13 protein-coding genes are annotated in these 13,892 nt (G+C 48.7%); 4 read left to right on the plus strand and 9 right to left on the minus strand.

The genetic code is table 11. From position 1 onward, the window contains the following. Positions 1 to 136: 136 nt before the first annotated feature. A complete protein-coding gene (locus ACO6V1_RS10245; RefSeq protein WP_422447969.1) occupies positions 137 to 748 on the plus strand; it encodes a hypothetical protein in 612 nt (203 codons plus the stop codon). A 280-nt stretch (positions 749 to 1,028) separates the two neighbouring features. Here ACO6V1_RS10245 and ACO6V1_RS10250 read toward each other — a convergent pair whose 3' ends face one another. From ACO6V1_RS10250 to ACO6V1_RS10265, 4 genes are all read right to left on the minus strand, one after another. Beyond that, the gene (locus ACO6V1_RS10250) at positions 1,029 to 2,054 is read right to left on the minus strand and encodes a hypothetical protein (protein WP_422462884.1); all 1,026 of its coding nucleotides are present in this window, start codon (positions 2,052 to 2,054) and stop codon (positions 1,029 to 1,031) included. A 72-nt stretch (positions 2,055 to 2,126) separates the two neighbouring features. Next, positions 2,127 to 2,822 carry a Sir2 family NAD+-dependent deacetylase gene (cobB, locus tag ACO6V1_RS10255; protein WP_422462882.1) on the minus strand — a complete coding sequence of 232 codons (696 nt, stop codon included), beginning with the start codon at positions 2,820 to 2,822 and terminating at the stop codon, positions 2,127 to 2,129. A 15-nt stretch (positions 2,823 to 2,837) separates the two neighbouring features. After that, positions 2,838 to 4,211 carry a hypothetical protein gene (locus ACO6V1_RS10260; protein WP_422462880.1) on the minus strand — a complete coding sequence of 458 codons (1,374 nt, stop codon included), beginning with the start codon at positions 4,209 to 4,211 and terminating at the stop codon, positions 2,838 to 2,840. 118 nt (positions 4,212 to 4,329) lie between these two features. Further along, on the minus strand, positions 4,330 to 6,174 hold the full coding sequence (locus ACO6V1_RS10265) for a beta-ketoacyl synthase (protein ID WP_422462878.1): 1,845 nt from the start codon (positions 6,172 to 6,174) through the stop codon (positions 4,330 to 4,332). Between the two features lie 181 nt (positions 6,175 to 6,355). On the opposite strand from ACO6V1_RS10265, the gene ACO6V1_RS10270 reads away from it, so the two are divergent. The 3 genes from ACO6V1_RS10270 to ACO6V1_RS10280 are packed head-to-tail and all read left to right on the plus strand — an operon-like array spanning position 6,356 to position 8,412. Then, positions 6,356 to 7,381 carry a GlxA family transcriptional regulator gene (locus tag ACO6V1_RS10270; RefSeq protein WP_422462876.1) on the plus strand — a complete coding sequence of 342 codons (1,026 nt, stop codon included), beginning with the start codon at positions 6,356 to 6,358 and terminating at the stop codon, positions 7,379 to 7,381. Positions 7,382 to 7,427: 46 nt separating this feature from the next. After that, complete coding sequence (locus ACO6V1_RS10275) at positions 7,428 to 7,871, plus strand: DUF2147 domain-containing protein (protein WP_422447981.1); 444 nt, start codon at positions 7,428 to 7,430, stop codon at positions 7,869 to 7,871. A 22-nt stretch (positions 7,872 to 7,893) separates the two neighbouring features. Then, positions 7,894 to 8,412 (plus strand): hypothetical protein, encoded by a 519-nt coding sequence (locus ACO6V1_RS10280; RefSeq protein ID WP_422447983.1) that lies wholly within the window; start codon positions 7,894 to 7,896, stop codon positions 8,410 to 8,412. Between the two features lie 13 nt (positions 8,413 to 8,425). On the opposite strand, the gene ACO6V1_RS10285 is transcribed toward ACO6V1_RS10280, so the two are convergent. The 5 genes from ACO6V1_RS10285 to ACO6V1_RS10305 all read right to left on the minus strand — a co-directional run bounded on the left by ACO6V1_RS10285 (position 8,426) and on the right by ACO6V1_RS10305 (position 13,771). Beyond that, positions 8,426 to 8,797, minus strand: coding sequence for a hypothetical protein (locus ACO6V1_RS10285; RefSeq protein WP_422447985.1), 372 nt, complete (start codon positions 8,795 to 8,797; stop codon positions 8,426 to 8,428). Between the two features lie 261 nt (positions 8,798 to 9,058). Next, on the minus strand, positions 9,059 to 9,316 hold the full coding sequence (locus tag ACO6V1_RS10290) for a FeoC-like transcriptional regulator (protein WP_422447987.1): 258 nt from the start codon (positions 9,314 to 9,316) through the stop codon (positions 9,059 to 9,061). A gap of 76 nt (positions 9,317 to 9,392) precedes the next feature. Further along, positions 9,393 to 11,726: a Fe(2+) transporter permease subunit FeoB gene (feoB, locus tag ACO6V1_RS10295; protein ID WP_422466769.1), complete on the minus strand. Its 2,334-nt coding sequence runs from the start codon at positions 11,724 to 11,726 to the stop codon at positions 9,393 to 9,395. After that, the gene (locus ACO6V1_RS10300; RefSeq protein WP_101747532.1) at positions 11,723 to 11,956 is read right to left on the minus strand and encodes a FeoA family protein; all 234 of its coding nucleotides are present in this window, start codon (positions 11,954 to 11,956) and stop codon (positions 11,723 to 11,725) included. Before ACO6V1_RS10300 ends, feoB begins: the two co-directional genes overlap by 4 nt. 381 nt (positions 11,957 to 12,337) lie before the next feature. After that, positions 12,338 to 13,771, minus strand: coding sequence for a glyceraldehyde-3-phosphate dehydrogenase (locus tag ACO6V1_RS10305; RefSeq protein ID WP_422447992.1), 1,434 nt, complete (start codon positions 13,769 to 13,771; stop codon positions 12,338 to 12,340). Positions 13,772 to 13,892 lie beyond the last annotated feature (121 nt).

Raw genomic sequence — 13,892 nt, forward strand, 5'->3', positions numbered from 1 at the left:
AACGGAGGGAGCATAGCCGTAGCTATGTGACCGGAGTTGTAACGAAGCAGAGTGCCTGAACAAGTAGTCAGAAATATATGATTTCATATGGTTAGCTACTTAACATCTACTTCTAATTAGCGAGGAAGGTCTTTCAATGCTGAACCCACCAGGAAGTTATCGCCTGCCACAATCACCAGATTTCAACTCTTATGCAACTGCAATAAGTGAAGAGGATCAGGGGAAATTTAATGATTTTGTAACAAAAATTATCAAAACGGCTGATGATGGTATTGAAAATGCCGCTTTAGAATTAGGCTGCACACCCAAACAAGTTGTCCAACCATTGAGTGATTATTTGATAAAGCATTATTCATTGTCAGCACCGCAAGATTCGAGGATCAGTACCGCTTCAAAAAATCCTGACAACCCCGATAATTGGAGATGGGATCTCTGGGAAAAAAAACTTTATACGCCTAAGGGTTATTTTGTATCAGATGAGATAGAAAGGAAAATTTCTTTTGCATTTGATGGTGAGCTATTCGGGAAAAAGCTTCAATCATGCAAAGATGCGTTGCCTCTCATGCATGTAGCTACACCAAGTTCAGCTTATGAATGTAAAAATGGTTATGCAATCGTAACCAAATTCTGTCAAAATTTAAAACCGATTACCCCATTGATTCGCTATTGTATTAGTAAAGGTATGTTCTCATATGAATTCATTAATAATTTGTACAAAATGTCCGAAAAAATAAACATGGAAACATGAAGTACACAAATTTTCATGACGATGGTTTCTCACCCTCTGTCATGGAAGCTTTAGCCACAGAGTCACGGAGACACAGAGGAAAAGCTTTTTTCTCTCCTCCGTGTCTCTGTGCCTCCGTGGCAATTTTCTTTCACGGCAAAGAACACGAAGGAAAAGAAAATCTCTTCTTTGTGTTCTTCGTGGCTTCGTCTTCAACCTCCCGAAGCTGGGAGTAAGCGCTTAATGTTTTCCCTAAGAGTGCCGCCGAGCTCAGATATACAACTTACAGGTAGCACAACCATTAACACCTGTACGACAGTATCCGTAATGGATTGTTCTTGTAATGGTGTTCAATACGCTCTTCAATTTCTGATGTGGCTGCTTTCCCTCCCAACAGCTGCCATTGTTTTGCCTGGGTCAGATCCTCGTCAGATACTGCCGCCATTAAATTTTGGTTAAGTTTGTCCTCAGGATAAAACCGCGCCAATACCTTATCGTATTCCCCAACCTGGAAAAGATTATTTTCTGCAGCGTACCTTAACTTATCATCCAGAAACTTGTCGTCTATTCGGCCACCGAATTCAATCCAGGCTTTGATATTCTCAGCAGGAGTCTCCACAGCCATCGAACGTCTCAGACAGTGATCTTTTTCCTCTTGAGTAAACGTGCTGATGCCTAGCTTTAACAGCGTCTGTGCGACAGTAAAATCCGCTGACTTAGCAGCTTCACTGCGGACTTCCGGAATTATTTTCTCAACTTTCGGCCCACCTGCCTTCAACGCCCATTTTGCTGCTTCCGTATGGCCCATAAATACAACCTCCCTGAAAAAATTCTCAATAGGATCATCTTCATAGATTTCCCGACTAAGTGAACGAATATAAAATAGGAATTCAATATAAGATAAATTTATGCCTGGTTCTTTATGAAATGGTCTAAACAGACGTAATAGACTTTTTAATTTATCATCAACTAACTTACCATGATGACCAGATAATAAGCTCGGTTGTATTTGTCGATGACATGAAACAGGAAGCCCCAGGCTCTTGGCGTCGATTGAAATCATTGACACATCAAGTAATGCCCTTCTGATTACTCTTGCTGATAATTCTTGCAGTGATTCAGTTCCGGTTATTTCAGACTCACCTGAATTTATTATATAAGTTTTAAGAGTATCTACATCTTCAGCTTCCAGAACTCTTTGATATTTAAAAAAGGCAAGCGCTTCTTGCGCCTTACGGACTTGTTCTTGCACAAGCCCAGGATCCTGACTATGACGATATGTCGATAGTTCAGCAAGAGAGAGATTAGCAACATTGTCAGGTAACATTTTCTGGTTCTCAAGCAGAAATATATTTCTGCATCAGACCAATTTTTCTGCATTAAGTTTCCCAAACCCATATCACAACAGCGAACTGAAGAAACGGTCAACCACTTCGGTAGCCGCCCCGTAATACTGTTCATCAAACAAAGAGGCGTGATTACCCGGCTCAAGGTTCAATTCAACCGTCTTTGCTCCTGCAGCAGCAGCCTCCTGAAAGAACCCGGCAGCGGGATAGACGTTTCCTGACGTACCAATGGAAACAAAGAGATCACAGACGGACAGTGCCTGATAAATCTCATCCATCCGTAAAGGCATCTCACCAAACCAGACAATATGTGGACGAAGATTACCGGCAACACCGCAGCATTCACAGGGAGTGTCGACGGTAACATCCTGATCCCAATAAAAAACCTGCCCTGTCTCCTGGCAGTGAACTTTCAATAATTCACCATGCATGTGAATCAGCCGGTTGCTCCCTGCCCGCTCATGGAGATCATCAACATTTTGCGTCACCAGAAGAAAACTTCCGGAGAAATGACGTTCAAACGCGGCAAGTACCTGGTGAGCACGGTTTGGTTTGACTGAGTTCAGCTGCCGCCTTCGGTCGTTGTAAAAGCGTTGTACCAGTGCGGGGTTTCGGGCGTAGCCTTCAGGGGTTGCCACATCGTCAACAGGATGATTCTCCCAGAGCCCGTCACTGGCCCGGAATGTTCTGATTCCAGACTCGGCGGAGATACCCGCACCGGTCAGAACAACAATGGATGAATAGCGCAAACCAACCTCCTGTCATCAACGACGGTATTTAGTCGTATAATGTATGGTTTTGCGGGTACCGGCAGCCACCTCAACACGAAGCTGATCCGGCTTTTCCAGCGTGGCTCCCCTGACACTGTCGAACTTTATCAGGTTGCTGTCACGCTCTCTTAACAACAGCGTAATACTGTCTTGCTGGTCATTAGAGACCGTTGCCTGCCATTTTACCACCAGCTCTTTATCACTCTTCTGTTCAAGATCAAGACGGTTACGCTCAACACGAACGGCCAACGCTTCTCCCATGGTCAACCAGGCACTGTCTCCTGCCGTGGTTTTGGGTAACCATGAGTGACCACTGATGATATAGCCACCCTCCGGATCCTGTTCATACAGACGAACCTGTGCAGGTGGGAGATCCAGGGGGGCCGCAAATTTCCAGGTCAGCCTGGGTCGTTCAACCGTGGCCGTTCTGCCACCGGTGGAGCGGCCATATACGTCAAGGGTATACAGCTTTTCAAGATGCAGTGGTTCTGAGAAAAGATCCATCAGCTGTCTGCTATTGGCGGGAAGAACGGTGTCCTTTGGTAAGGTGGTCAGCAACACTTCACCGACACGTTCCCCGTAGTCAACGGTATCTGCCATCGCCGAGGCTTTAAGCATCCGGTTCTTTTGGTAAAACTCGGCAACGCCCCCCTCACCACCAGCCACAAGGCGAATGGTTGCCTGATCGAAGTTGATATTGGCACTGTTAGTTAGCAGCGTTTTTAATTCCAGACGTCCCTGGTTGTGGGATAAAAGCGTTAACCGATAATGACTGTCATAGCTTAATTGAGGCGTAATATACGAGAGCTTCAGGGAACCACTCACCGGCTGCTGGCCAAAATCCGCCTTTACATACTGGAGATTTTCTCCCTGAATCTCCGAAGCGGTCAGTGACAGTATCCTCAACCCCTGGGGATCATGATAATCAATCAAATACTGACGGCCATTGTTGCCTTCCACCAGCCCGATTCCCTGCTGGTAGCTGACCAGTTTTCCCTGAATGGCAACGTTGAGGCCGCCACCAAACAGTTCAACGTTTTTGCCAAGCAGATTCCGGTAGTAATTATCGCGACCCAGGCCGCCCTGATGCCAGAAAACGTCATCAGGCCGGTAAACAGTATCACCATCGACGTATTCAAGATTAAGACTGCCATCAAGCCGGTTGATCGGCAGACCGACAATCTTCAGACTGCCCAGCCCATCGGGTCGGGTATCGAACCTCTGGCTGACCAGGGCTTTATCACTGTAGAGCGTCACTACCGTTGACTGTGGTTGCTCAACGTTAAATCTGCCCGGTAAAGATTCACCTGAGGCCCGGGTGATCACGAACCCGGACATCAGCAAAATCAGTAATAAGTGCTTAAACATAATGGCTCACCTGTACGCCACTGAATTGATAGGTTTGCAAGCACTTTAAAACGAATAGATTGCGTTGTCTCGCAACTTCACAGAAATGAGCGAATCACTGAGGGCAGCCCCCAGGATGTTATCGATTAAACTGCCAGAACGGGTTTTCCATCTCCAGATCTAGCGCCTTTCCATAGCCCGGAACATTTACCTGTTTTTCCGTAAACGTCAGGTCAGAACCGTCCAGCACACCCTCACCAAACTGATAAATGGGGTTTGCTTCACCGCTCTGGCAGCGCTGTTCATAGTCATCCTGCTGCTGGGTGACTGTCTCATTTTTCTGTTGCCACTGCGTCATGGCCTTATCGCCATGGCGGGCTTTCAGCATTTTTCGGGTTATTTCCGGGCTGAGCAGCAGGGCTGTGGCATTGTTGCCACCAAAACCCTTGGCATTAATCAGGGCAAGATCCATCTGATCAGCCCCGGTTTCCAGGTGATTCAGCAGAATATTGAGTTTTTCCGAATAAACGTCTTCAGCCAGGCCATTGATCGTTCTGATACCGGGAATAAATCCATGCTTCCAGACGCCGAGTGTCGCCATAATCTGATCACCACCCGCTGCGCCGATGGAATGACCAAGGTAACTTTTAACCGCAGCCACCGGCCAGCTTTCCATACCAAACACTTTTGCGGTTTCACTGAGAATCTGTGACTCGGTCACCCGGTTCTGTGGCGTTCCTGTGCCATGGGCCTGAACAAAACTCCGGTAACGAAGGGCGTCTTCGCCAGCAATGGCCCTGCCCAGGGCGGCAGCCCGGGCCACGGTCAAATGATTACCGGCTCCCGGGGCAGAAATAGACTTCTTGAAACCATCCGCATTAATAAAGACATCCGCCACCGATCCCAGGATCTGTGCGCCACACTCAAGGGCCAGTTCGTCATCCATCAACACCAGAAACTGGCTGGATTCGGCAATGGTGAAACCGGCATTGTCGGCAAATGGGCGACAGGCTCTGCGCCAGTCCGGATGGTCAGAATCCGACAGACCATCGAGTTTCCGCAGTGCTGCATCCGTGGTCAAAGCCCCCATAGTGGAATAACCTTCCATGACTTCCGGGGTAATTGGCGCTTCACTGTTGCCCACAATCACCAGACGACGACGGCCACTGCGAATGTCAGCAGCAGCCTGCTCCAGATTGTAAAGCATGGTAGCACAGGCTCCCATACTGGTACCCGTGCCACCCAGAGAACCAAGGATATAGGCATTGATAAAATCCGCCGACATCTCGGCAAAACCCAGTGGACACTGTTTGGAAGTGACCCGCTTTCCCAGCAAACGGGACTGAAGCAAACCGCCATTGCCGTTAAAATCCAGCTGGCTCATGGCACTGCCGGAATAGACCGCAACCTGTTCAGGGCTTAGCTTCTGCTTGACCGCAGGCCAGTCCATACCGGAAGAATAAATCGCATCGGATGCACCGAACACCGTCATTGTCAGTGACCTGGGGTGGTTCCGGGACTGGTACAGCTTTTCCGGGGCAAACCCGCTGGGCAGCTGACCCGCGGCATTGACCAGTGATTCACGGATGGAAGGAATCATTAACGGCTGGCCGACTTCGATTTTCACCTTGATCTGGCCATCTTCCAGTTTTTCTAACTGCCAGCCATCCGGCAGTGGATTGGGTAAACGACGGCCCTTCAGAATAATTTCCGATCCGGACTCCGCCTGAATGGCCTGATGAAAAGGAATGGCTTGCGGATTAAACAGGTTGTTTTCCAGCCGGCGAATCAATGTTCCCGACAGAATATCTTCCCGACTGCTGTCTTGTGGCAGATTTCTCAGCGTGCGAAGCGCAGCAAGGGTTTCGTGCTGCGACCGGTCACTCAGGCATTCCAGCACCAAACGACGGTAGCCATGAAAACCAGAGGTTCTTCCAGCTGGGCTGACCCCACCTTGAGCAACAATAACGGGTAATCTGGACAAACCACACTCCTGTATAACAACTGAATGATGCGCCACTCTGAGTAGCGATCAGGTTGTTATGAATGCAAATTAAGAATTAAATGAAGTTGGCACTAGTTTAATGATTTCGTGATAAACTTAACTGGATGAAAAAGACACGAATACGGACAAAAAAGACACATCACTGAGCAGTTTTACGCCAATGTTCCAACAATCCCCCCCAATCCAGTTAAACCGGGTACTGATCCCTATGGTGGAGCATATGATCAGTACCAGTGTGACATTACCCCTTGAGATGCTGGAAGCGGCAATGACCTACACCCGACTGTCAGCCAATAAAAAAAGTATTGAAGTTCATTTCTGTGCCAGTACGCCCGCCCCCATCACCACCACTGGCGGCCTGAGACTGACACCGGACAGAACCTTTAAACAGAGTGGCTATGGTGATCTGATTCTGGTTCCTGCGCTCTGGCGCAACCCGATTCCGGTGGTCAGGAAACACCCGGAAATCATTGCATGGTTAAAACACCAACACGATGCCGGTGCCGTATTTGCCGCAGCTGGTACCGGGGTGGCGTTTATGGCAGAAACCGGGCTTCTGGATCAAAAACCAGCCACAACCCACTGGTTTTACATGGAAAAACTGCAACGTTTTTTCCCGGATATTGAGTTCAAACCCAATCACCTGATCACCCGGGCAGGTCGTATTTATTGCGCTGGCAGTGTCAATTCGGTCGCTGACCTGATGGTGCACATGATTGGCGTAGCGTTTGGCGAGTCCATCGCCCAAAAGGTTGAACAGCAGTTTTCCCATGAAATCAGAAAGCCCTTCAAAGACACTTATTTTGCTGAAGATCATGCCACAACCCACCAGGATGAAGTGATCGTCTCCCTGCAGGACTTTATCCACCATCACTTCGCCAGTGAAATCTCTCTGGCTGCCCTTGGCAGACTGTCGGGCTTGAATGCCCGGACACTGAATCGTCGCTTTCAACAGGCCACCGGTTCCCCGCCAATGGAGTATGTCCGCAAAATCAGGCTTGATCAGGCCAGCGATCTATTAAAGAATACCAACCTGGGCATTGCCGAAATTGCCCTGCAGGTGGGATATGCCGACGCTGATTATTTTTCCAGATTGTTCAAACGTCGCTACCAGCTCACGCCTTCTGAATTTCGCAGAAGTGTCCGGGGCAAACTGTTCTACCTGAATGACACCACAATGGAATGATTACAATAAACGCCGGAAAATTCCGGGGTTTTGGAGACTCCCTCGCATGTTCCCGAGAAAACGCGCCCTGGGCGCTGGATTGTTGTCCCTCTGCCTGTCCTCGTTCAGCCTGGCGGCTTCGCCCCTGGGGCTATGGAAAACCATTGATGACAGCACGGGTAAAGCAAAAAGTTATGTCACAATCTTCGAGGAGAATGGCAAACTGTCTGGCAAAGTGACACAGATTCTTGACCCTGCCAAACAGGACAGCATTTGTGACCAGTGCCAGGGCGAGCTCAAGGATCAGAAAGTTCAGGGCATGACCATACTCTGGGGCATGAAAAAGCAAGGCAGCAAATATGATGATGGAAAAATCGTCGATCCTGAATCCGGGAAAGTCTACAGCGCTAACATGAAAGTGCTGGAAGATGGCAGTAAACTGGAAGTCCGTGGTTATATCGGGTTCGCGCTGATTGGCCGTTCGCAAACCTGGGAACGTGTTGAAGATTAACGCATAATTGAACTCATTAATAATGACCACCGCGTTTCTGGTGGCAGCCGGTCTGATCACCGGCTCTGTTCTCTTCTGGACCCTGCGCCTGGGCATTGGCCCTACTCCCACCTCGCGAAAAGTCAGGGCGGCGATCAGAGATATCCTTCCAGATGACGTGTCCGGTCATGTTATGGAACTTGGTTGTGGCTGGGGACACCTGATTCCCATTTTAAGAGAAAAATACCCTGACAAAAAAATTGAGGCCTGGGAACGTTCTCCGGTTCCAGCCCTGTTTACTGAGGCAAGGTACGGGATCGATGTTATAAGAGCGGATTTCTTCCAGGCAGCCCCTGGTAACGTCGGCCTTGTTGTTTGCTATTTGTATCCCGGAGCGATGGAACGTGTTGAAAGAGAATTGATTCCTCAAATGCCACCTGGTTGCTGGTTACTTACCCACACCTTCAGTTTATCAGGCAGAGTGCCGGTAAAGACGCTTAAGGCCAACGATCTTTACCAGACACCTGTTTTTCTTTATCAAGTTCAGCCAGCTTCATCTTAAAGGACTTAATCAATTAATCTTTGCCTGTGTTCAGATAGGCAGAAATAAAATCAGTTACAAGGGTACATACTCTTGAAAAGACACTCTCTGATGGTTCAGGAACGGGGGTGGCACTGTATAATCCAGCAAACACTTTAGGGTTTTTATCCCGCAGCGTCAGAAGCGTACCTTTTCCTGCCACCATAACAAAACCTTCATCAGCAGTATCTGATTTCACAGATCCTTCAAAAAGAATAGAATCAAGCTCACCCTCATCTATATTTTCTAATTCAAGGGAGACTCCAACCTCCTCAGCAACTGTCATTCCAAATACATGCCCGGTCTTTACAACAGGTGGAACTAATTGATTCCCAGGGGGAGCTCCGTGTATAGCGTCAATATTCATAGTCTATTTCCTACTCCATAAGAAACTTTTCAGAAAACTGAAAAATCTGTGGATTTTGTTATTTGGACTATCGTTTGTTTCGAAAGTTCCATCATGTTACCGGGTAATAATAATTAAACATCTGTTTGACTATTAAAATGGCAAAGAAGCAGGCAAGCGTTATGTAAAAAACGCCAGCTATATCATGATGATGTAATGGTAAAGGAGCTCAGGGGTAAAGAGGTTTTTTATGCAGAACAGCAAATATGCTGTGAAAGTCCGTCAGCCGATGAGACTCAATGGAATATGTTGAGACTTCCCCTGCCAGCGATAGATCTCCAACTCGGCAGGGTCACAGGAAACACACCCCTTTTTGCAGGCCACAAAGCAACCCGGCTGTTCACAGCTCAACTGACCTTTCCTTAGCCAGTGTGAGAGCATCCCTCTCATGGCCTCAGGTGTGGTATTGAATTTCACACTGAGGTCAGCCAGAGAGCACACTTTCTGCAGTTTCAAATAATCGCGGATTTTGATCAGCATGGTCAGCGCCTGTCAGGTTCCGGTTAATGGCCAAAAGCACTGAGGGTGCTTTTGGCCACGCTTTGCGTTTACGATGTCATTGCGGGCTGACATCCATCCGCCCTTGCAGTACTGAGGCTCCCATGCGTTTCATCAAGGTAACCACAATAAACATCATCAGCATGATCGATACCACCCAAAGTAGCGTTTCGCCAGGCTGCACAGATACCAGGGACAACTGGTAATAAATAGTGGCAACCGCATAGCCAAGGAAGAAAGTCCATCCGGAAATGAACAGCGTCCAGCCCAGGGTGGTTTCCCGGTAAATAGCACCCAATGCTGCTACGCAGGGAGTATAAAGAAGGATCATCAATAAGTAGGCAATGACTGCAGCATGACTGGGGAACAGGCCTGCCATAACAGAGAAGGTGCTGACCTTGACTGCCTGCTCTTCAGCAACCGCATCCAGATCGGTCAGATCGCCCACTTCGACACCCAGAGGATCTGCCAGTGTGCCACTTAAACCACTCAGATTGGCTGGAATAGTGGCAACGGCTTCCTGCAATCCTGCCAACAGGTCAAACGTCGTTTCACCCTCGGTGTCAGCGTTTTCAGACGCGGCAATAGCACCGTACATTGAGTCAAGCGTACCCACAACGGCTTCTTTCGCCAGAATACCTGTAAACAGTCCCACAGCCGCTGGCCAGTTTTCTTCCGTCATGCCCATGGGGGAAAATATCGGGGTAATGGTTTGGCCAATCTTGCTGAGCAGGGAGTTCTGAGTGTTCTGGTGACCGAAAGAGCCATCGGTACCAATAGCATTCAGGGTGTTCAGCACGACCACCACCATCACAATCGCTTTGCCTGCACGCAGGATAAAAGCCTTGAGACGATCCCAAGTGCGTAACATGACCTGAGTCACCGATGGCAAATGGTAATTGGGCAACTCCATAATAAATGGCGAACTGTCGCCACTAAGGATGCTCTGCTTGAGAATCAACCCGGTAAATATTGCTGCCAGGATACCCACCAGATACAAAATAAACACCACATTCTGGCCGGACTCCGGGAAAAAGGCAGCGGCAAACAGTGCGTACACCGGCAATCGGGCACCGCAGGACATAAACGGAGCCATGGAGATGGTCAACAGCCGGTCCTTTTCATTGTCCAGTGTCCGTGCTGCCATAATCGCAGGCACGTTGCAGCCAAAGCCCACCAGCATGGGAACAAAAGCTTTGCCCGGAAGCCCCAGAAAGCGCATGAGCCGGTCAATGACAAAAGCAGCCCTGGCCATGTATCCCGAGTCTTCCAGTATGGAAAGAAACAGAAACAGGAAAGCAATCACCGGGATAAATGTCGATACAGTCTGGATACCACCACCCACACCGTCCGCCAGTAACGTCACTGCCCAGGCGGGAGCACCAACCGAGTTCAGCCAGTGGCCCAGACCGTCCACCAGCAGAGTCCCGGTAAAGATATCGAAAAAGTCGATAAAGGCACTGCCGAAGTTAATGGTGAACATGAACATCAGATACATGACACCCAGGAAAATGGGGAACCCAAGCACCCGGTTCAGTACCACACGATCAATGGATTCGCTCAGCCGGTGACTGACCACGCCCCGCTCACGAATCACTGACTCCATAAGCTGACCAACCACATCGTAACGTCGACTGGCCAGAATAATATCCAGATCTTCCTCAAGGGCAGCCTCAATGATATGACGCTGCCGGGTAGCCTCATTGACCACCTGCCAGGTCAGTTCCGGCAGAGGCACAGTGTCACCTTCCAGTAACTTCAGGGCATACCAGCGTCGGGACAGCGGACTATCAAGATTCACAGACGCTTCAAGGGTCGATTCAATAACGGCAATGGCCTGTTCCAGCTGTTCACCAAGGTTCAATGGTGGGGCTACGGAGATACCATTATTCAGAAAATCATTAATATTTTGTAAAAAGGCTTTGATATTGCCTGACTTGCTGGCAACCAGGGGCAGCACCGGACAGCCGAGTTCCTCAGCCAGCTTGTCAATATCAATGTCCATGCCCTTTTCCCTGGCAACGTCCATCATATTGAGCACAACGATGACCGGAGCACCCATATCCAGCAGTTGAGTGGTCAGGTACAAATTTCTTTCGATATTTGAAGCATCAAGAATATTGATAATTAAATCAGCTTCACGCTTCAGGATATAATCCCGCGCCACCTTCTCATCAAGAGAAACGTCGCTGTCAACCACATCAAGACAGTAGGTTCCGGGCAGATCAACGACCTCTATGGCGTTATCAGCAAAGGTATAAAAACCACTGCGTTTTTCCACAGTAACGCCTGGCCAGTTGCCAACCCGCTGCCGGGCACCGGTCAGCGCGTTAAACAGCGTTGTCTTACCACAGTTAGGATTTCCGACAATTGCAACAACGTGTTTTTTCATGTTCTGGAAACCTCTACAACAGCGGCTTCATCCTTTCGAATCGATAATTGGAAGCCCCTGACTTCCAACTGGATTGGGTCCCCCAATGGCGCAACACGACAAACCGTGAACCGGGTTCCGGGCGTCAGGCCCATTGCCAGCAATTTCCGCCGGTAAGCACTGCCAGCATCCGCAAAAGCGGTTACCCGGCCACATTCACCGGTTTTCAGTTCACCCAATGTCACCTTCATGTACATCTTCTCCACAGGCATCATAAAGTCAGTTTTGTACGCGTTTTTTCTGCAAAGCAGGTAATAACTCGCAAAAATGACCCAGATATTTGCACCTAAATCATCTGCCAGGGCCAGAACCTGTTTTTTTGTCGGGGTTTTAGTGTGGAATGGTTGCTGCCTGACAAAATGTCAATTGATCTGAATATATACGCAAATGAGAATGGTTACAATTTAGAGGACGACCAATCTCACTCATTGTTGACCCATATCAATGTTCGCAGGTCGTAATGGTAAATCGGGATAAGATATGAAAAAGGCAGGATCTACAGAGTGACTGATTAGCCGAACCACTAATCAGTCACTCTGTGAAGTGTTCATCACTACTGACAAACGAGTGTTTTATGGAACCGACGGGTACATCGCACCAGACATAAACTGAAGTATCCGGTTGACCTGACAGCTGTAACCGAACTCATTGTCATACCAGACATAAAGCACACAGCGTTTGCCGTCAACAATAGTGGCTTGCCCATCCACAACGCCAGCTCGACGGCTACCCACAAAATCACTGGAAACTGCTTCAACAGAGGTGACGTAATCCACCTGTTTCTGAAGGCTGGAATACAGTGAGGTCTCCCTGATAAAGCGATTAAGCTCTTCAACGGTGGTGGCCTTGTCCAGGGACAGGTTAAGGATGGCCAGGGAAACATTCGGGGTCGGCACCCGAATAGCATTCCCCGTCAACTTACCTTCAAGTTCAGGCAACGCCTTGGCAACGGCTTTCGCTGCCCCGGTTTCGGTAATGACCATATTCAGTGCAGCGCTGCGTCCACGACGCTCACCCTTGTGGTAATTATCAATCAGATTCTGGTCATTGGTGTAAGAGTGAACCGTCTCTACATGACCGTGTTCAACACCAAACTCATCATTAATGGCCTTCAGCACCGGTGTGATCGCGTTAGTGGTACAGGAGGCGGCGGAAAGAATCTGATCTTCCGGCTCAATATCGTTATGATTTACCCCATAAACAATATTCTTGATATCCCCTTTTCCCGGTGCTGTCAGCAGGACCCTGGATACTCCCTTTGATTGCAAATGCAGGCTCAATCCCTCTTTATCACGCCATTTACCGGTGTTGTCGACAATCACGGCATTGTTAATGCCATACCGGGTGTAATCGATGGAATCCGGGCTGCTGGAATAAATGACCTGAATGGCCACACCGTTGGCATAGATAACCTTATTCTCTTCATCAACAGATATAGTGCCCTGGAAAGAGCCATGAACCGAGTCGCGACGCAACAGGCTTGCCCGCTTCTGAAGATCATTGCCTGCACCGCCGGGCCTGACAACCACGGCCCTCAGGTTAATACCAGAGCCACTGCCCGCGCGCTCAATGAGGATTCTGGCCATCAAACGGCCAATCCGGCCAAAGCCATACAATACGACATCCTGACCCGGGCCCAGGGTCTGTTTATGGCCATTAGTCACTGACGCTACTTGACCGGTAACGTACTCTTCCAGTGACAGGCCTGCTGCTTCCGCCCGGTAGCCAACCGCCAGCTTGCCAATATCAATACGGGATGGCCCCAGATCAAGGCCTGCCAGAATTTCCAGCACAGGGTAAGTCTCACGGACAGAGAGACCATTGTCCTCAATCTGTCGAACAAACTTGTGCGCTTTCAGCAAGCTGATTACGGAGCGGTTAATGACGGGATGCCCAAACACAGACGTGACAACATGGTGATTTCTATACAGCTTGCCGATCAGAGGGATCATTGACTCAGCCAGTGCTTCACGCTCTTTCCAGTCCTGAAAACGATCTGCTACCACGATAAATTCCCGTTTATTATTTCTGTTTTAAATACAATCCCTTATTTGGGACTTATGTTCTGTTGGTATTATCCTTGTTGATGGTGTTCGAGGCAACAAAGATTATCAAACATTAACACCG

It is taken from the genome of Endozoicomonas sp. ALC013, assembly GCF_049310205.1.
Lineage (GTDB): Bacteria > Pseudomonadota > Gammaproteobacteria > Pseudomonadales > Endozoicomonadaceae > Endozoicomonas.